We start from the raw sequence: 16,106 nt of genomic DNA on the forward strand, positions 1-16,106 counted from the left end.
ACCCGCAAAGTGATCGGCACGGAATGCGCTTTCCGTATCGCAGAAGTCCCACCCGTCCCTGGGGACTTCTGTGTGTCGTCGTCCCCAAGGAGTGCCCCGTGCCGCCGTCCGTACCGTCCCTGCCGCGACGCGTCGCACGCATGCTGCGTACCTCTCTCTTCGCGCAGGTCGCCTGCGCGATCGTGCTCGGAATCGTCGTCGGGAAGCTGTGGCCCGGATTCGCCGCGGATCTCCAGCCGCTCGGCGACGGATTCATCCGGCTCATCAAGACGATCATCTCGCCGCTGGTGTTCTGCGTGGTCGTCGTCGGCATCGCCAAGGCCGGTGACCTGAAGGCATTCGGGCGGATCGGGCTGAAGGCCCTGATCTGGTTCGAGGTCGCGAGCACGCTCGCGCTGGTCATCGGGCTCCTCGCCGCCAACGTGGTCCAGCCCGGGTCCGGGATGAACGTCGACCCGTCCTCGCTCGACGCCTCAGCGGTCGACGCGAAGACGGGCGGCGAACACCTGCCCTCCACCGCCGACTTCGTGCTCAACGCCCTTCCGACCAGTTTCATGGGTGCCTTCGCCGAGAACTCGCTGCTGCAAGTGCTGATCCTGGCCTGCCTGGTGGGCGCCGCGCTGTTGCATCTCGGCCAGACCAAGGTGCCGCAGGTGCTGCCGGCCATCGAGCAGGCCCAGGAGATCATCTTCGCGATCGTCGGCTTCGTGATGCGGCTGGCCCCGATCGCGGTGTTCGGCGCGATGGCCGTCCTCATCGGCAACTACGGGCTCGGTGTGATCGAGACCTACGGCAAGCTGATCATCCTGTGCTATGCGGCCGCGGCGCTGTTCATCGTGCTCCTCGCCGTCGCCCTGAAGGCGGTCACCGGGCTCAGCCTCTGGAAGTTCCTGCGCTACATCCGTGAGGAGATGCTGCTCGCGCTCGGCACCGCGTCCACCGAGTCGGTCCTGCCGCGGGTGATGCAGAAGCTGCGCAAGGCCGGCGCCCGTGACGACGCCGTGGGTCTGGTGCTGCCCACGGGCTACTCCTTCAACCTCGACGGCGCCTCGCTCTACCTGTCCATCGGCACGCTGTTCATCGCCCAGGCCGTGGGCGTCGACCTCAGCCTCGGCCAGCAGATCACCGTGGTCCTGGTGCTGATGCTGACCAGCAAGGGCATGGCGGGCATCCCCGGCTCGGCGTTCCTCGCCCTGTCCGCGACCGCGTCCTCGCTGGGCGCCATCCCGGCCGGAGCCGTCGCTCTGCTCCTCGGCGTGGACCGCATCATGGACTCGATGCGCGTCGTCACCAACCTGCTCGGCAACTGCGTCGCCGTCTTCGCGGTCTCCCGCTGGGAGGGCGCGCTGGACAGGGAGCGGGCGAAGAAGGTCCTGGACGGCGAGATCGTGGTCGAGCTGGAGGACGAGGAGCCGGGGGAGCCGGAGAAGGCGGAGCTCAAGAAGTCCGGGCTGAAGAGGGAGACGGCCGCCGAGGCCGGCTGACGTTCAGACAGCCACAGCCGCAGCCACAACCCCAGCCCTGAATCCCAGCCAAACCGCAGCCACAAACCCAGCCAAACCACAGCCGCACCCTGAGCCAAGCTCAAGCCGCAGTCACCGCAACAGCCCCGGCCGCGGCCACCCTCCGGTAATCCGGAGCGGTGGCCGCGGCCTCTCGCGCTCAGCACCCCCGCACGGCAGCCCCATCGATCAGCGTGTCCAGCAACTCGCCCAGCACCGACCGCTGTTCATCCGTCAACGGCGCCAGAATCTCCTCCGCCGCCGACCGCCGCGCACCGTGCAGCTCCCGCAGGGCCCCCCGCCCGTCGTCGGTGAGCTCGATCCGGATCACCCGCCGGTTCGTCGGATCCGGCACCCGCCGTACCTTCCCGCTCGCCTCCAGTCCGTCGACCAGCGTCGTCACGGCTCGCGGGACCACTTCCAGGCGCTCGGCGAGGTCGGCCATCCGGGGCGGCGAGTCGTAGTGCGCGAGGGTGCGCAGCAGACGGGACTGCGCCGGGGTGACCCCCAGGCCGCACTCCTGAAGGTGCCGTTTCTGGATCCGGTGCACCCGGCGGGTGAAGCGCAGGAGCTGCTCGGCGAGCGGGCCGTCGGGATCGGGGGTGGTCATGCGGGAACAATATCAGGACTATGTGCATTGTGAGCGTAGGTAACAATGAGCTAAGCTCCGTCAGTCCGTATCGCCGCGTCCTGCGGCGTGACCTCACCTCCCGTAGGAGCCCATGCACCCCGACCACGAACACGCCTGGACGCCACCCGCCGCGCAGCAGGAACAACCCCGGCAGGTGCGCCGCATCCTGAAACTCTTCCGTCCCTACCGTGGACGCCTGGCCGTCGTCGGCCTCCTCGTCGGTGCCGCGTCGCTGGTCGGCGTCGCCACGCCGTTCCTCCTCAAGGCGATCCTCGACGTCGCGATCCCCGAGGGCCGCACCGGCCTGCTCAGCCTGCTCGCGCTCGGCATGATCCTCAGCGCGGTCCTGACCAGCGTCTTCGGTGTACTGCAGACCCTGATCTCCACGACCGTCGGCCAGCGCGTCATGCACGACCTGCGCACCGCCGTCTACGGCCGCCTGCAGCGCATGTCGCTCGCCTTCTTCACCCGGACCCGCACCGGCGAGGTCCAGTCCCGCATCGCCAACGACATCGGCGGCATGCAGGCCACCGTCACCTCCACCGCGACCTCCCTGGTCTCCAATCTGACCAGCGTGGTCGCCACGATCATCGCGATGATCGCCCTCGACTGGCGCCTGACCGTCGTGTCCCTTCTCCTGCTCCCGGTCTTCGTCTGGATCAGCCGCCGCGTCGGCAACGAGCGCAAGAAGATCACCACCGAGCGCCAGAAGCAGATGGCCGCGATGGCCGCCACCGTCACCGAGTCGCTCTCGGTCAGCGGCATCCTGCTCGGCCGCACCATGGGCCGCTCCGACTCGCTCACCTCCGCGTTCGCCGACGAGTCCGAGCGGCTGGTCGACCTCGAAGTGAAGTCGAACATGGCCGGCCGCTGGCGCATGGCGGTCATCACCATCGTCATGGCCGCGATGCCCGCCTTCATCTACTGGACCGCGGGCATGGCCCTCCAACTCGGCGGCCCGCAGGTCTCGATCGGCACGATCGTCGCCTTCGTCTCGCTCCAGCAGGGCTTGTTCCGTCCGGCGGTCAGCCTGCTGTCCACCGGCGTCCAGATCCAGGCCTCGCTCGCGCTCTTCCAGCGCATCTTCGAGTACCTCGACCTGCCCATCGACATCACCGAGCGGGAGAACCCGGTCCACCTGGACCGCGTCAAGGGCGAGGTCCGCTTCGAGAACGTCGAGTTCCGCTACGACAGCGACGACGCCAGGAGTGGCGCCATCATCGACGGCATCGACGTCACCGTCCCGGCGGGCGGCAGCCTCGCGGTCGTCGGCCCGACCGGCGCCGGGAAGTCGACGCTCGGCCATCTCGTGCCGCGCCTGTACGACGTGACGGGCGGCCGGGTCACCCTCGACGGGGTGGATGTGCGCGACCTCGACTTCGACACCCTCGCCCGCGCCGTCGGCGTCGTCTCGCAGGAGACGTACCTCTTCCACGCCTCCGTCGCCGACAACCTGCGCTTCGCCAAGCCGGACGCCACCGACGAGGAACTGCACGCGGCGGCCGAGGCGGCCCAGATCCATGACCACATCGCCGCCCTGCCCGACGGCTACGACACCGTCGTCGGCGAACGCGGACACCGCTTCTCCGGCGGTGAGAAACAGCGCCTGGCCATCGCCCGTACGATCCTGCGCGACCCGCCCGTGCTCATCCTCGACGAGGCGACCAGCGCACTGGACACCCGCACCGAACACGCCGTCCAGCAGGCCATCGACGCCCTGTCCGCCAACCGCACCACGGTCACCATCGCGCACCGGCTGTCCACCATTCGGGGCGCCGACCAGATCGTCGTCCTCGACGCGGGGCGGGTGGCCGAACGGGGTACGCACGAGGAACTGCTGGAGCGGGAGGGACGGTACGCGGGGCTGGTCCGCCGGGACGCCCAACTGGAGCCGACGGGGTGACGTTATGCCGGGTTTGTGACCATGTGCGGGTTACCGTTCCCGCATGTACCTGAACACTCCGTCACGGAGCACGATTCGACTGACGCGCCGGGGCCGTATCGCTCTCATCGCCGCCGGCGCCGTCGTGGCCGGCACCGCCGTGGCGGTGCCGCTGCTGAGCACGGGTGAGGAGAAGGCGAAGCCCACCTCGCTGGTGATCCCGGAGGGCTGGCGTGCGAGCCAGGTGTACGACGCCGTCGACAAGGCCCTGGACCTGCCGGGCGGTGCCACGAAGAAGTCCCTCCGCAAGCTCGACCTCAAGCTGCCGAACGACGCCGAGGGCAACCCCGAGGGCTACCTCTTCCCGGCGACGTATCCGCTGGAGCAGAAGGACGGCAAGAAGACGACGCCGGAGTCCCTGCTGTCGGCCATGGTCGACACCGCCAACAAGAAGTTCGGGGGCGCCCCCATCGCGGCCGGCGCCCAGCGCAATGCCATGAACGTCTATCAGGCGGTCACCATCGCGAGCATCGTGCAGGCGGAGGCCGGCAGCAGGGCCGACATGGGCAAGGTGGCGCGGGTCGTCCTCAACCGGCTCGAACGCGGGATGCCGTTGCAGATGGACTCCACCATCAACTACGCGCTCGGCCGTTCCACGCTGCGCACCACCGAGGCCGACACCCGGATCGAGAGCCCCTACAACTCGTACCAGCGCATGGGTCTGCCGCCCACGCCGATCGCCAACCCGGGCGAAGAGGCGATGCGCGCCGCGATCAATCCGGCCGCGGGTGACTGGCTGTACTTCGTCACGGTCAAGCCGGGCGACACCCGCTTCACCGCCGACTACGCGGAACACCAGCGCAATGTCGCCGCGTTCAACGCCCACCAGAAGGCGAGCCCGCGGGCGGGGAAGTGATCCGGTGGGCCGGTCGTTGCGGTTCGGCAGCGAGCCGAAGGGGCGCGGGCCGTATGGATGCGCGGCTCCGCGTGGGCGCGACCAGCCACGACGTAACCGCAGAGGACCGACGACACAGCGCGGCACTTCTCAGCACGGCCTTCCCGCGGAGCGCTACGCGGCGACCGGCTCCTGAGCCAGCAACCTCCTGATGTCCCGTACGGCCGCGCGCCCGGCCCGGTTGGCGCCGATCGTGCTGGCGGACGGGCCGTAGCCCACGAGGTGGACGCGGGGATCGGCGACGGCGCGTGTCCCGTCCACCCGGATTCCACCGCCCGGCTCGCGCAGCCGCAGCGGAGCCAAGTGGTCGACGGCGGCCCGGAAACCGGTCGCCCACAGGATGACGTCGGCCTCCACGCGGCCCCCGTCCCGCCACTCCACACCGTCGGGTGTGACCCGGTCGAACATGGGCTGCCGGTCCAGGACCCCGTCCGCGAGGCCCTGCCGGACCGCGTCGTTGAGGGGCAGTCCCGTGACGGAGACGACGCTCTTCGGTGGCAGTCCCTGCCGGACCCTCTCCTCGACGAGAGCGACGGCCGCCCGGCCCACGTCCTCGCTGAACGGGCCCTCGCGGAAGACGGGCGGGCGCCGTGTGACCCATGTGGTGGCGGCCGCGTAGGGGGCGATCTCCAGCAGATGCTGGGTGCCGGAGGCGCCGCCGCCCACGACGACGACCCGCCGACCGGCGAACTCCTGCGGCCCGGCGTACTGCGCGGTGTGCAACTGCCGCCCCCGGAACGTCTCCTGCCCCGGATAGCGCGGCCAGAACGGCCGGTCCCAGGTGCCGGTCGCGTTGATCAGCGCCCGCGTCGCCCAGGTCCCCGCCGAACTCTCGACGAGCAGCCGCCCGTCCGGGCCCTCACGCACGGCCTGCACGTCGACCGGCCGCCGAACCCGCAGGTCGAAGGTCCGCTCATAGGTGTCGAAGTACTCCGCGACGACCTCGGACGACGGCCGCTCGGCCGCGGCACCGGTCAGCTCCATGCCGGGCAACGCGTGCATCCCGTGCACCTTGCCGTACGTCAATGAAGGCCACCGGAACTGCCAGGCGCCGCCCGGGCCGGGGGAGTGGTCGAGGACGACGAAGTCACGGTCCGGTTCGAAACCGGTGCGCCGCAGGTGGTAGGCGCTGGAGAGTCCTGCCTGACCAGCGCCTATGACGACCACGTCGACCATGCCGACTGCCTTGACCGCCTCAGTGTTGTTCACGCTTCCACTAACAGCCCCGGGTTCGCGGATCTTCCCCGACACCGGACCGGGTGCCGTCGCGGGGCGTGAGCGTGCGGCGCGTCACGAACCCTCCGAGGCATGCGCAGCAGTCGTCGACGGCGGCAGACCGCCGTTGTACCGGGTGTCCACGAAGTCGCCGAAGTCGACCTTGTTCGGGATGAGCTTCAGCGCGGTGAAGGTGTCGGCGATCTCCTGCTCGGAGGCGATGAGCGGCTTGTCGACCGCGACCGATATCCGGGTGGCGTTGGTGCGCTTCACCGAGGCCAGCGCGACGTCGTAGGGCAGTCCGGTGTCCTTCGCCCAGACCTTGGCCCACTCCTCCTCGTGGTCGTGCACCCACGTCGTGGCGCGCCGCAGCCGCTCCAGGTAGTCCTTGATCGCCGCGGCCTTCTTCTTGTCCCGCAGGGCGGAGGGCGCCGCCACCTGGAAGGTCAGACCGTTGGTGACCCCGTCGCCGGTCGTCAGGATCCGCCCCTGCCTGGACAGGAGCACCTGCGAGGTGTACGGGTCCCACACGGCCCATGCGTCCACCTTGCCGGCGCTGAACGCGGCCAGCGCGTCGGCCGGTTGCAGGTACTTGACCTTGACGTCGCTCAGGCTCAGCCCGGCCTTCTTGAGGGACGCGACCAGCTGGTAGTTGGCGGAGGACCCCTGTGCCACGGCGATCGACCTGCCCTTGAGCTGCTCGGGCTTCGTCAGCTTCGAGTCGTTCGGCACGAGGATCGCGTCGCCCTTGGAGGTGCCCTTGAAGGCCGCCACCGCCGTGATCTTTGAGCCCGCGCCGGCCGCGAAGACCGGCGGGGTGTTGCCGACGCCACCGATGTCGACGGCCTTGGCGTTCACGGCCTCCAGCAGCGGCGGCCCGGAGGTGAAGGTGGACCACTTGATCTTGTAGGCGAGGTTCTTGAGCTCCCCGGCGGCGCGCAGGATGGCCTCCGAACCGCCCTTCTGGTCACCGACGTTCAGGGTGAGGGAGCCCTGGCCGTCGATGTCCGTCGAGGTGTCGGCCGCCGAGTTCCCGCCGCAGGCGGTGAGCACAAGCGCGAGGGGGAGGAGAAGCGCGGCGGGGACGAGGCGTCGTCGCATGGTGGTTCCGTTCTCGGGTGGGTGATCAGGCGGCTTCGGCGGCGGCGTCGACGCCCAGCCGGTGAAGGAGTTCGGCGCGCAGTTCCGCGAACCGGGGGTCGGCGATGTCGCGGGGGCGGTCGAGGTCGATGCGCTGCTCGTGCGCGATGACCCCGTCGTCCATCACGAGGACACGGTCGGCGAGCAGTACGGCCTCCTCGACGTCGTGCGTGACGAGCAGGACCGCGCAACCGCGCCGCTGCCACAACTCACCGACCAGCCGCTGGGCCTTGATACGGGTGAGCGCGTCGAGCGCGCCGAACGGCTCGTCGAGCAGCAGCAGATCGGGCTCGCGCACCAACGCCCTGGCGAGGGAGGCGCGTTGGGCCTCACCGCCGGAGAGCGTCTTGGGCCAGGCGTTCGTACGGTGATCCAGGCCGACCTCCTTGAGTGCCCGCTCGGCGACCGTGCGGTCGGGCTTGCCCGGCAGGCCGAGCAGCACATTGCGCCACACCTTCTTCCACGGCATCAGCCGCGGTGCCTGGAAGGCGACGGCCTTGCGACGCGGCACCAGCACGGTGCCCTCGATGTCGCGGTCGAGCCCGGCGAGGACGCGCAGCAGCGTGGACTTGCCGCAGCCGCTGCGGCCGAGCAGCGCCACGAACTCGCCCGGCCGGACGTCGAGTCGGAGCCGGTCGATGACGGCACGCCCGTCGAAGGAGCGGGTCAGCTCCGCCACGTGCACGGCCTGCGTGGCCGGTGCTGTGCGCGCGGGCTCGGTGGCCGGTACGGCCTCGGGGCTCACCGGCCCGTGAACGTCGGTCGCCATTGCAGCAGCAGCCTTTCGAGGGAGCGGACGATGAAGTCGGCGAGCAGGCCGAGGAAGGCGTAGACGATGAGGCAGACCACGATCACGTCGGTCCGCAGGAAGTCCCGTGCCTGCACCATCAGGAACCCGATGCCGGAGTCGGCGTTGACCTGCTCGGCGAAGACCAGGGCCAGCCAGGCGATGCCGAGCGAGTAGCGCAGGCCGGTCAGGGCGCCGGGCAGCGCACCGGGCAGTACGACATGCCGTACCAGCCCCCACCTGGACAGCCCGAGGGACTCCCCGGCCTCGATCAGCTGGGCGTCCACGCCGCGGATTCCGGCGTAGACATTGAGGTAGAGCGGGAAGGTCACGCCGAGCGTGATGATGGCGACCTTGGGCGCCTCGCCGATGCCGAACCAGATGATGAACAGCGGGATCAGCCCGACGAAGGGCACGGTCCGCAGCATCTGCACGGGCGCGTCCACGAGATCCTCGCCGATCCGGAACAGGCCCGAGACGAGGGCGAGTCCGGTCCCGACAACGGTACCGAGCGCCAGCCCGGCGGCGACGCGCTGGAGTGACGTACCCATGGCCGAGGGCAGCGATCCGTCGGCGATCAGGTCGCTCCCGACCTGGGCGATACGGCCGGGCGAGGCGAGGACGTCGGCGGTCAGCACGCCGGTGCTGGTGAGCAGTTGCCACAGGAGGAGGAGCAGGACCGGGCCGGTGGTGCGGCGCAGCCAGCGGGGGACGCGGGTGCGGCGGGAAGAGGCGGGGAGGAGGGGGACGAGGTCTACGGAGATCGGCGTTGAGTCATCCGCAAAATTGGATTTAAGGGGAATATCCTTCTCGGGGGAGCTGGGTGGGGCATGGCTGATGCTCATGAGTGCTCCAGGGGGCGATGAGCGGTCGGTGAGGAACGCGCGTCAGCGCCGCCGGGTCAGGTCAGGACCGGGCGGGTACGCGCGGGGGAGGCGCGAGTGAGGCGAGGAGAGAGGGGAGGGGCGTCAGCGGCCGCGGCGACACGCGGCGGAGGCCACCCGCAGCAGGTCGATATGACCGCGCGTGGTGAGCAGGACTGAACGCAACATGCCGTTGAAAGTAGCCAGATGGCGCGGTGACGGTCAACGGTGTCTCGCGAAGTGGACCTTGCGTATCACCGCTCGACCACCACCGCGCCGTCTCCTGGCGGGTGAACTCCGCGGCATGGGCGAGGATGGAAGGCATGTCAGACGCCTTCACCACCCGAGTACTGAACGTCGCCTCCGGTTCCGCTGAGCGGGTCGTGGACATCACCCCCGACTGCGTGGCCTTCCTGCGGGAGGCGGCGGCCGGCCGCGACGGCCTCCTGAACGTCTTCGTGCCGCACGCCACGGCAGGCATCGCGATCATCGAGACGGGCGCTGGCAGCGACGACGACCTCCTGGCCGCCCTGCACACCCTCCTCCCCGCCGACGACCGCTGGCAACACCGCCACGGCAGCCCCGGCCACGGCCGCGACCACGTCCTCCCGGCCTTCGTCCCACCCCACGCGACGCTGCCGGTGCTGGACGGCCGATTGGAGCTCGGGACATGGCAGTCGGTGTGCCTGGTCGACACGAACAAGGACAACGCCAACCGTCAGGTTCGGCTGACCTTCCTTGCGGGTTCCTGAGGCTGGTGGAAGCTGCGGGGTCGTTCGACGCGCACGGTTCCGTCGGCTGTCTCCGCGACCGGCGCGTATCCCTCGGTCCGCAGTGCGGCGAGGGTTTTCTCCAGCGGGGTGCGGCTGACGAGGACGGTCGGGGCGAGGTGCCGCAGGCCCAGTTCGGAGAGTTTGCGGTGGGCGGCGATGTCGGTGAGGAGGGTGGGTTCCTCGCCGTGGAAGACGCAGGCGGCCGAGGCGATGCGGATCCGGCCGTGGCTGCGTGCCGTGTCCATGATCAGGTAGGACAGGGGCTGGGGCAGCGGGTTGGCGGTGACGGCGGCCAAGTCGGCCTCGATGGAGTCCGGGCTACGGCCGGCGTACAGGGCGCGGCGAACGCTCGCCGGGCTGAACCGCCACACCGAGGCCGTGCCGCCGGCCTCCCGATCGGCGACCGAGTCCAGGAGCGTGACGAGCCGTGCGGCGGGTGTGCCGGTGACGACGGCGGTCAGGTCGCCGCCGAAGCGGGCCGTCGCGGTGGCGGCGGGAAGCAAGCGGTGGCAGGCGGTGGCCAGTCCTTCGGTGCTGTCGGCCAGCAGAGCGGCGCCGATCGGGGACAGCGCGCCGCGGGCGAGCACGCCGAGGAGTTCCGCCTCCCCGATCACGGTGGCGAACGGCGTCGCGTCCTGTGACAGCACCTCGGCGAGCGGCCGTGACCAGTGGGTGAGAGGACCCAGTTCGGCCGAGTTCTTCGCGGCTTGCCCGGCCGGGAGACGGGAAGCGGCGGTGAGCAGCCCCTTCCGGGCCTGGAGGCAGCCGGCACAGGGCGGGGCCCCGGCCAGGGCGGGCAGCGCCTTGTTGTCGCCGTCGCGGGCCTGCGAGGGGGTGAGCCCAAGTGCCCACCAGGCGTGCAGCAATACCGGGAGCCGCTCTGCGGGCTCCGACTCGGCCCAGGTGTCGTAGGCGTCCGTCGTCGCGACCCGGTCACCGTCACGGGCCAAGAGACCGCCCTCGTACGCCGTCTCAAGGGTGAGGCGTACGACGGTCTCCTCGCAGCGTGCCGCCCTGCCGATCCTGGCCAGTTCGCGGGCTCCGACGCCGCCGGACTTCAGCCGGGCGGGCGGAGCCGTCGCACACACCGACAGGACCGAGGCGGCGTGGGCGGCGAATGCCGTGGCCGCGGCGGACGCCTCAGTGTCGACCTCCGCCGGGCTGACGGGTACGAGCAGCGTGACGGGCGGCGCGGGGGCGAACGGAGCATGCCAGCCCGGCCCGCGCAGCGCGAGCACCACCTCGGCGGGCATCCGTACGGGGCCGTAGCTGTACCGCCCCTGGACCAGCAGTCCCCGCTCCAGCGCCCAGTGCGCACCCGGTTCAGGGGCGGACTGGCCCCCGAAGAGGACGAATGCCTGCGGCCGGTACGCGGGGTCCGCCCTGCGTTCCAGCAGTTTCCGGGCGTCGGCCGGTGCCTGTGCGACCACCGCGGCGACACGTGCCGGGTCGCTGTGGTGTTCCACGAGCGTCGCGAGGCGCTGCGGTTTGGTGCCGGGAGGCCGCACGCCCAGAGCCGTGAGCATGCGGCGCAACTCCTCGGAGGTCGTGTCCTTCAACAGCGTCGCCAGCGGCTGGTCCAGTCCGAGCGGTGTGTCCCACGCCTGCCGCAGGGGCGCGGCCATGCGCAGTGTTCCCTCGTTGTCCAGCCAGACCAGCGCATGCGTGGACAGCGTCTGGAGCGCCGCTTCCAGGCCGTGTGCGGTCTCGTCCTCCGTCGCGTCCAGCAGGTCCGCCAGGACGTCCCGAGAGGCCGGCGCACTCAGTGACGCCAGTGCTTCGGCTGCCTGCAGTGCGGGCAGTGCGAGCCGGGGCAGCGCGAGCGCGACCGAGCCCGGGCGTTGCAGGCGTTCGGCCAGTTCGCTCACCGAGCGGGGTTCCGGCGGGGACACGGCGTCCGGCCGTGCCGCGAGTACCTGCTCCAAGTGTTCGGCGTCGAGGCGGTGGAGCCATGCTGCGAGGGTCGACTTACCGGACTTCACTGATCAGTGCACCTCGTCGAGGGAAACGCCACGCTTCGCGCCGGCAGGCCGGGCGAGACGCGCTGTGCCGTACGGCCTCCAAGCACGGCGCATCCGGCGGGTGCCGTCGGTGCCGTCGTCAGAGATTCGCGGACGGGCCGCACTGGTTCTTCCCCGCGAAGTCGCCCCCGTGGCAACTGGAGAAGCCGGAGGGGGAACGGTTCCGAAGGGCGAGAGGGATCATGGTGGCCGCGGCGTCGATCGGGCTTGCGGAGCCAGTCGGCCCAGTTGCTGCTCGTCCCGGAGGTAGTTGGACAGGGCGGCTCGCAGACCGTCGCGCCCTGCTCCCATGCGGGGAGCATGCATGGGTGCGAAACGAGCGAAGATCTTGTGCTGGGAGATGAGTCCGGCGAAGACCGGGAGAATACGGGTGAGCACATCGAGCCCGCGGGTGATGTAGTCACGGAGGTTGTCCTCGACGGTGCTCCGACCGGCCACCGGCGGTTCACCGGCGCCAGTCATGACGGTCGTGACGTGCGCGTGCAGGGCTTCGGCGAGGAGTTCTTCCTTGGCCGCGAAGTGGTTGTACAACACGCCGTCGGCGACCTTGGCCTCGCGGGCGATGCCGCGCACGGTCAGGTCCACGCTCCCGTGTTCGGCGATGAGGCGTGCAGCAACGGCGATCAGGTGCTCGCGGGGCTTCTGATCGCCTCCGCCGTCCCGCAATAGTGCGGGTTTCCTAGGTGACATCACGTCGCAGTGCAGTGAGGCTCGCAGCGGTGGCGATCACCACGGCGTACATGGCCGACATGACGCACCACCCCACAGAGGCAGCAGGGCCGTCCTTCACTCGTGGGCCCTCGACAGGTTGCGTACTGATCGCGTTCGGTAGGCACCGGGGGTCGCACCAGTCCACCGGCGGAAAGCGCGGATGAATGCCGCTGCGTCGGCGTACCCGAGACGTATGGCGATCTGGTCGACCCCGAGTCCGAGGGTGGACAGCATCTCGACAGCACGCGTGTGCCGCGCTGCGTCGACCAGACGCCGGTAGGACGTGCCCTCCACCGCCAGATGCCGGCGCAGAGTGCGGGTGGAGACGTGCAGCGCGGCTGCGGCAACGCCCATGTCAGGGATGCCGTCCGGCCACTGCATGAGCAGTTCCCGTACCCGCGCTGCGAATCCGGTGTCGGTGCGCCGGGCCAGCAGGAGCCTGCACTCGCGTTCGCACACCTGCATGGTGTGCTGGTCCGCCTGCGGCAGCGACTGCTCCAGTACCGCCGCGAGGGTGACGATCGCGTTGCGCGGCGCCCCGAAGGCGATGGGCACGTCGTCAAACGTCTCGTACGGCGCGGACGTTTCAGGCCGTGGAAAGCGCAGATCCAGCCGGAGGGGGGTGAAGGGCCTGCCCACAATGGTGTCGAGGATGGCCCGGATATTGGCTATTTCCCGCTCGATGAAGAAGTGCCGGACGGGCGGGGGCACCAGCCCGTCGTCCAGGACGAGACGGACCTCGTTTCCGTCCTCCTGAAGGTGGATCCCGACCATGGCGAAGGTGAGTTCCAGGTAGCGCAGTCCCACAGCCGCGGCCTCGCGCAGCGTCGGGCTGGCGAGCAGTGCGAAGCCCAACACGCTGTACGTACGCAGCGGAATCCGGCTGCCGACCTCGAGCCCCAGGCCGGGAGCGTCGCCCGTGGCGCGGACCAGGTTCTGCGCCACAGTGAGCTCCTGCCAGGCCCGGACATGTGCGGCATCGTCGGCAAGAGCGTTCTCGTCCACACCACTGCCGTCGAGGCATGCCGGTACGGGCACTCCACGCTCGACGCCCACGTCCACCATCGCGCGCACACCTGCGATGCCTCGGGTGAACAGCCGTGGAGCTGTGGAGACTTCGTCGGCCGCCGCCCTGTGGCCGGAACGGCCAACAGCATGGCCGCCATTGCCTGGAACCAGCACTGCCAATCCCCCTAGCATCGGAAGGGATCGATGCGGCGGATCCCGCCGTAGGCTCCCATTCAGCCTAGTCGGGATGTGCGTGCGGGCCAGGGGGCGCACGCGTTATCAGCCACCGCTGTCTGTAGCGCTCGGCGCGGCCCGCGGTCCTCACGTGCGCGACCGCTGCACCGGAAAACATTCTCGAGCACAGCTCGTGAAACGCACAGTTCCGGTTGCTGGCTACCGAAGGCAACGGGGGCACTTCCAAATTGCACGGGAGGAGCGAATGATGGACGACTTCAGAGCGTTGGAAGTAATGCTGGTCGACAATGAGGATCTCGTGCGCCGCGGATTCCGGCAGGCCCTCGGGGAGGAGCCGGATATCACGGTGGTCGCCGATACGAGGGTCGGTGAGGAAGCATTACGCATGGCCGAGCTGCGGCGACCGCAGGTCATCCTCGTGGATGCCGAATGCGAATTTGTCCGGAAACTCGCCCGGCCCTTGGGGACGGCAGTACCCGGAGTCGCGCCGGGGATAATTGTCCTGACCAGCAACGCCCTTGACAGCCATCTGCTCGGGTCGCTGAAGGCGGGCGCACGTGGTTTTCTGCTCAAAAGTGCCAGCCAGGACGAGCTGATCTCAGCTGTCCGTGCGGTTGCTGACGGCGCGGCCTTCTTGTGCCCCACGATGACCCGACGGCTGATCGATCGGTTCGAGATTCTGCCGCCGCCACATGAGCGGTCTCACGCGGTCGCCCTGGCGAGCCTGAGCGGCCGCGAGACCCAAGTTCTCTGCGGTATAGCCATGGGCAGGTCGAACCAGGAGATCGCCCACGAGCTGCATGTCACGCTCGCCACCGTGAAGTCCCACGTCTCGCGCATCCTCGCCAAGCTCGAGTTGCCGAACCGGATGCACGCGGCGCTGATGGCCCAGCGGAGCGGTCTCGTGCACCTGCCCCAGCCACCGCGGGCCAAACAGGCCGCGGCAGGCCCCCTGTCCTCCGGCCGCCCGTCCCGAGCCCGTGGTCAGGCGGGCTTGGTGAATGCGAGGACCACGTTGTGACCGCCGAAACCGAAGGAGTTCGAGATGGCCGCGGTGACCCTGATGCGCCGCTGGGTTCCCGTGACGATTTCCACCTTCACCTCGGGATCCTTGTCGTCGAGGTTTCTGGTCGCGGGAATCACGTCGGTGAAGACGCTCAGGACCGTGAAGATGGCCTCGATCGCGCCGGCCCCGCCTATGAGATGGCCGGTGATCGACTTGGTCGCCGTCACCAGAGCATGCGGACCGAGCGATTCCAGCAATGCCGCCGCCTCGATACGGTCACCGACGGGCGTACCGGGAGCGTGGGCGTTGACGTGAACGATGTCCTGCGGGCCGAGGCCGCCGGAGCGCAAGGCCTCGCGGATCGCACTGATCTGACCGTCCGCTGACGGAGACGTCATGGTGTGCGCGTCGGAGCTCATCCCTGTACCGGCGAGCGTGGCATACATCCGCGCGCCACGAGCTTTCGCGAACTGGGTCCGCTCCAGCACGACGGCGCCGCCGCCCTCGGACATGACGAAGCCGTCACGGGCACTGTCGAACGGCCGCGATGCGTTCTGAGGGTCCTCATGACGGCCGGACAGGGCTCCCATGCGGGCGAAAGCCGCCATGGACAGTCGGCCGATGCATGCCTCGGTGCCGCCGGCGACAACGACATCGGCCCGCCCGTCCCGCAGTAAGGCGAGCCCCATGGCTATTGCCTCCGCTCCGGAGGCGCAGGCGCTGGTCGGCGCGTGGGCGCCGGCCCGGGCGTCGAGAGCCAGACTGACGGCGGCGGCCGAACCGTTGGGCATCAACATCGTCACCGCGAACGGCGACACGCGGCCCGGCCCTTTGGCCAACGACACGTCGTGCTGGTCGACCAGCGTCCCCCCGCCGCCGAGACCGGTGCCGATCACCACGGCCAGCCGCTCCGGCGCCACCTCGGGCGCGCCGGCGTCGGCCCATGCCTGCCGGGCGGCCACCATCGCGATCTGCTGGCAGCGGTCCATCCGTCGGGCCTCGACCCGGTCCAGTACCTCGGTCGGTTCCTGACTCAGCCGACCTGCCAGTCGTACGGGCAGATCGCGAGACCACGGTTCGTCGAGCACGGTGATCGGGGATTCGCCGGCGAGCAGCGCCTTCCAGGTGGAGTGGACGTCGCCGCCCAGCGGCGTGGTCATTCCCAAACCGGTGACCACCACGCCGGTCGTACCCAGGACCTCCCCGTCCGGGCGACCGGGGAGATCGGGGAGTTCGGGGAGCTTCGGATAACCCAAGAAGTAGTCGTCAGATGCGTCGTAGGACATCGAGGTTCCCTTTCTGAAGCCTTCTGGGGAAACGTTCTCCCTTGGATACGGGCCATTCGTCGTCGACTGGCCGTCGTCATGACGTTATCCAGTACGAGGCACTTTCCGTAACGGCCGACGGACCGAACCGT

At 69.7% G+C, this 16,106-nt stretch carries 15 protein-coding genes; 5 read left to right on the forward strand and 10 right to left on the reverse strand.

Features of this window, described 5'->3' with window-relative positions:
* Positions 1-98 precede the first annotated feature (98 nt).
* Positions 99-1,484: a cation:dicarboxylate symporter family transporter gene (locus POF73_RS17495; protein WP_272116226.1), complete on the forward strand. Its 1,386-nt coding sequence runs from the start codon at positions 99-101 to the stop codon at positions 1,482-1,484.
* 178 nt (positions 1,485-1,662) lie between these two features.
* Here POF73_RS17495 and POF73_RS17500 read toward each other — a convergent pair whose 3' ends face one another.
* Positions 1,663-2,112, reverse strand: coding sequence for a MarR family winged helix-turn-helix transcriptional regulator (locus POF73_RS17500; RefSeq protein WP_272116228.1), 450 nt, complete (start codon positions 2,110-2,112; stop codon positions 1,663-1,665).
* 112 nt (positions 2,113-2,224) lie between these two features.
* Here POF73_RS17500 and POF73_RS17505 point away from each other — a divergent pair, with 112 nt between their 5' ends.
* Both POF73_RS17505 and mltG read left to right on the forward strand, forming a co-directional pair.
* Positions 2,225-4,036, forward strand: coding sequence for an ABC transporter ATP-binding protein (locus tag POF73_RS17505; RefSeq protein ID WP_272116230.1), 1,812 nt, complete (start codon positions 2,225-2,227; stop codon positions 4,034-4,036).
* Between the two features lie 43 nt (positions 4,037-4,079).
* A complete protein-coding gene (gene mltG / locus POF73_RS17510) occupies positions 4,080-4,931 on the forward strand; it encodes an endolytic transglycosylase MltG (RefSeq protein WP_272116232.1) in 852 nt (283 codons plus the stop codon).
* Between the two features lie 153 nt (positions 4,932-5,084).
* Here mltG and POF73_RS17515 read toward each other — a convergent pair whose 3' ends face one another.
* The 5 genes from POF73_RS17515 to POF73_RS46235 all read right to left on the reverse strand — a co-directional run bounded on the left by POF73_RS17515 (position 5,085) and on the right by POF73_RS46235 (position 9,164).
* On the reverse strand, positions 5,085-6,146 hold the full coding sequence (locus POF73_RS17515) for an NAD(P)-binding domain-containing protein (RefSeq protein WP_272116397.1): 1,062 nt from the start codon (positions 6,144-6,146) through the stop codon (positions 5,085-5,087).
* A 114-nt stretch (positions 6,147-6,260) separates the two neighbouring features.
* The gene (locus POF73_RS17520; RefSeq protein WP_272116234.1) at positions 6,261-7,286 is read right to left on the reverse strand and encodes an ABC transporter substrate-binding protein; all 1,026 of its coding nucleotides are present in this window, start codon (positions 7,284-7,286) and stop codon (positions 6,261-6,263) included.
* A gap of 25 nt (positions 7,287-7,311) precedes the next feature.
* The gene (locus POF73_RS17525; protein WP_272116235.1) at positions 7,312-8,094 is read right to left on the reverse strand and encodes an ABC transporter ATP-binding protein; all 783 of its coding nucleotides are present in this window, start codon (positions 8,092-8,094) and stop codon (positions 7,312-7,314) included.
* The gene (locus POF73_RS17530; RefSeq protein ID WP_272116237.1) at positions 8,067-8,957 is read right to left on the reverse strand and encodes an ABC transporter permease; all 891 of its coding nucleotides are present in this window, start codon (positions 8,955-8,957) and stop codon (positions 8,067-8,069) included. Before POF73_RS17530 ends, POF73_RS17525 begins: the two co-directional genes overlap by 28 nt.
* A 123-nt stretch (positions 8,958-9,080) precedes the next feature.
* Positions 9,081-9,164, reverse strand: a complete 84-nt coding sequence (locus POF73_RS46235) for a putative leader peptide (protein ID WP_352340592.1) — start codon at positions 9,162-9,164, stop codon at positions 9,081-9,083.
* A gap of 134 nt (positions 9,165-9,298) precedes the next feature.
* Here POF73_RS46235 and POF73_RS17535 point away from each other — a divergent pair, with 134 nt between their 5' ends.
* Complete coding sequence (locus tag POF73_RS17535; RefSeq protein ID WP_272116239.1) at positions 9,299-9,727, forward strand: secondary thiamine-phosphate synthase enzyme YjbQ; 429 nt, start codon at positions 9,299-9,301, stop codon at positions 9,725-9,727.
* On the opposite strand, the gene POF73_RS17540 is transcribed toward POF73_RS17535, so the two are convergent.
* The 3 genes from POF73_RS17540 to POF73_RS17550 form a co-directional block, all read right to left on the reverse strand.
* A complete protein-coding gene (locus POF73_RS17540) occupies positions 9,694-11,730 on the reverse strand; it encodes a helicase-associated domain-containing protein (RefSeq protein ID WP_272116241.1) in 2,037 nt (678 codons plus the stop codon). The genes POF73_RS17535 and POF73_RS17540 overlap by 34 nt on opposite strands.
* Positions 11,731-11,949: 219 nt before the next feature.
* Complete coding sequence (locus POF73_RS17545; protein ID WP_272116243.1) at positions 11,950-12,459, reverse strand: TetR/AcrR family transcriptional regulator; 510 nt, start codon at positions 12,457-12,459, stop codon at positions 11,950-11,952.
* A gap of 96 nt (positions 12,460-12,555) precedes the next feature.
* Positions 12,556-13,545: an AraC family transcriptional regulator gene (locus tag POF73_RS17550; protein WP_272116245.1), complete on the reverse strand. Its 990-nt coding sequence runs from the start codon at positions 13,543-13,545 to the stop codon at positions 12,556-12,558.
* Between the two features lie 382 nt (positions 13,546-13,927).
* On the opposite strand from POF73_RS17550, the gene POF73_RS17555 reads away from it, so the two are divergent.
* Positions 13,928-14,704: a LuxR C-terminal-related transcriptional regulator gene (locus POF73_RS17555; protein ID WP_272116247.1), complete on the forward strand. Its 777-nt coding sequence runs from the start codon at positions 13,928-13,930 to the stop codon at positions 14,702-14,704.
* On the opposite strand, the gene POF73_RS17560 is transcribed toward POF73_RS17555, so the two are convergent.
* Positions 14,668-15,870 carry a beta-ketoacyl-[acyl-carrier-protein] synthase family protein gene (locus POF73_RS17560; RefSeq protein ID WP_272116249.1) on the reverse strand — a complete coding sequence of 401 codons (1,203 nt, stop codon included), beginning with the start codon at positions 15,868-15,870 and terminating at the stop codon, positions 14,668-14,670. The genes POF73_RS17555 and POF73_RS17560 overlap by 37 nt on opposite strands.
* Between the last annotated feature and the right edge of the window lie 236 nt (positions 15,871-16,106).

This window comes from Streptomyces sp. HD, assembly GCF_028369295.1.
In the GTDB taxonomy this organism is placed as follows: domain Bacteria; phylum Actinomycetota; class Actinomycetes; order Streptomycetales; family Streptomycetaceae; genus Streptomyces.

Excerpts from the sequence above, each read along its gene's own strand:
- POF73_RS46235 (WP_352340592.1), bottom strand. The coding sequence starts at position 9,164 with ATGTTGCGTTCAGTCCTGCTCACCACGCGCGGTCATATCGACCTGCTG.
- POF73_RS17545 (WP_272116243.1), bottom strand. The coding sequence starts at position 12,459 with ATGTCACCTAGGAAACCCGCACTATTGCGGGACGGCGGAGGCGATCAG.
- POF73_RS17500 (WP_272116228.1), bottom strand. The coding sequence starts at position 2,112 with ATGACCACCCCCGATCCCGACGGCCCGCTCGCCGAGCAGCTCCTGCGC.
- mltG (WP_272116232.1), top strand. The coding sequence starts at position 4,080 with ATGTACCTGAACACTCCGTCACGGAGCACGATTCGACTGACGCGCCGG.
- POF73_RS17515 (WP_272116397.1), bottom strand. The coding sequence starts at position 6,146 with ATGGTCGACGTGGTCGTCATAGGCGCTGGTCAGGCAGGACTCTCCAGC.
- POF73_RS17550 (WP_272116245.1), bottom strand. The coding sequence starts at position 13,545 with ATGGTGGACGTGGGCGTCGAGCGTGGAGTGCCCGTACCGGCATGCCTC.
- POF73_RS17525 (WP_272116235.1), bottom strand. The coding sequence starts at position 8,094 with ATGGCGACCGACGTTCACGGGCCGGTGAGCCCCGAGGCCGTACCGGCC.
- POF73_RS17505 (WP_272116230.1), top strand. The coding sequence starts at position 2,225 with ATGCACCCCGACCACGAACACGCCTGGACGCCACCCGCCGCGCAGCAG.
- POF73_RS17535 (WP_272116239.1), top strand. The coding sequence starts at position 9,299 with ATGTCAGACGCCTTCACCACCCGAGTACTGAACGTCGCCTCCGGTTCC.
- POF73_RS17530 (WP_272116237.1), bottom strand. The coding sequence starts at position 8,957 with ATGAGCATCAGCCATGCCCCACCCAGCTCCCCCGAGAAGGATATTCCC.
- POF73_RS17555 (WP_272116247.1), top strand. The coding sequence starts at position 13,928 with ATGATGGACGACTTCAGAGCGTTGGAAGTAATGCTGGTCGACAATGAG.
- POF73_RS17520 (WP_272116234.1), bottom strand. The coding sequence starts at position 7,286 with ATGCGACGACGCCTCGTCCCCGCCGCGCTTCTCCTCCCCCTCGCGCTT.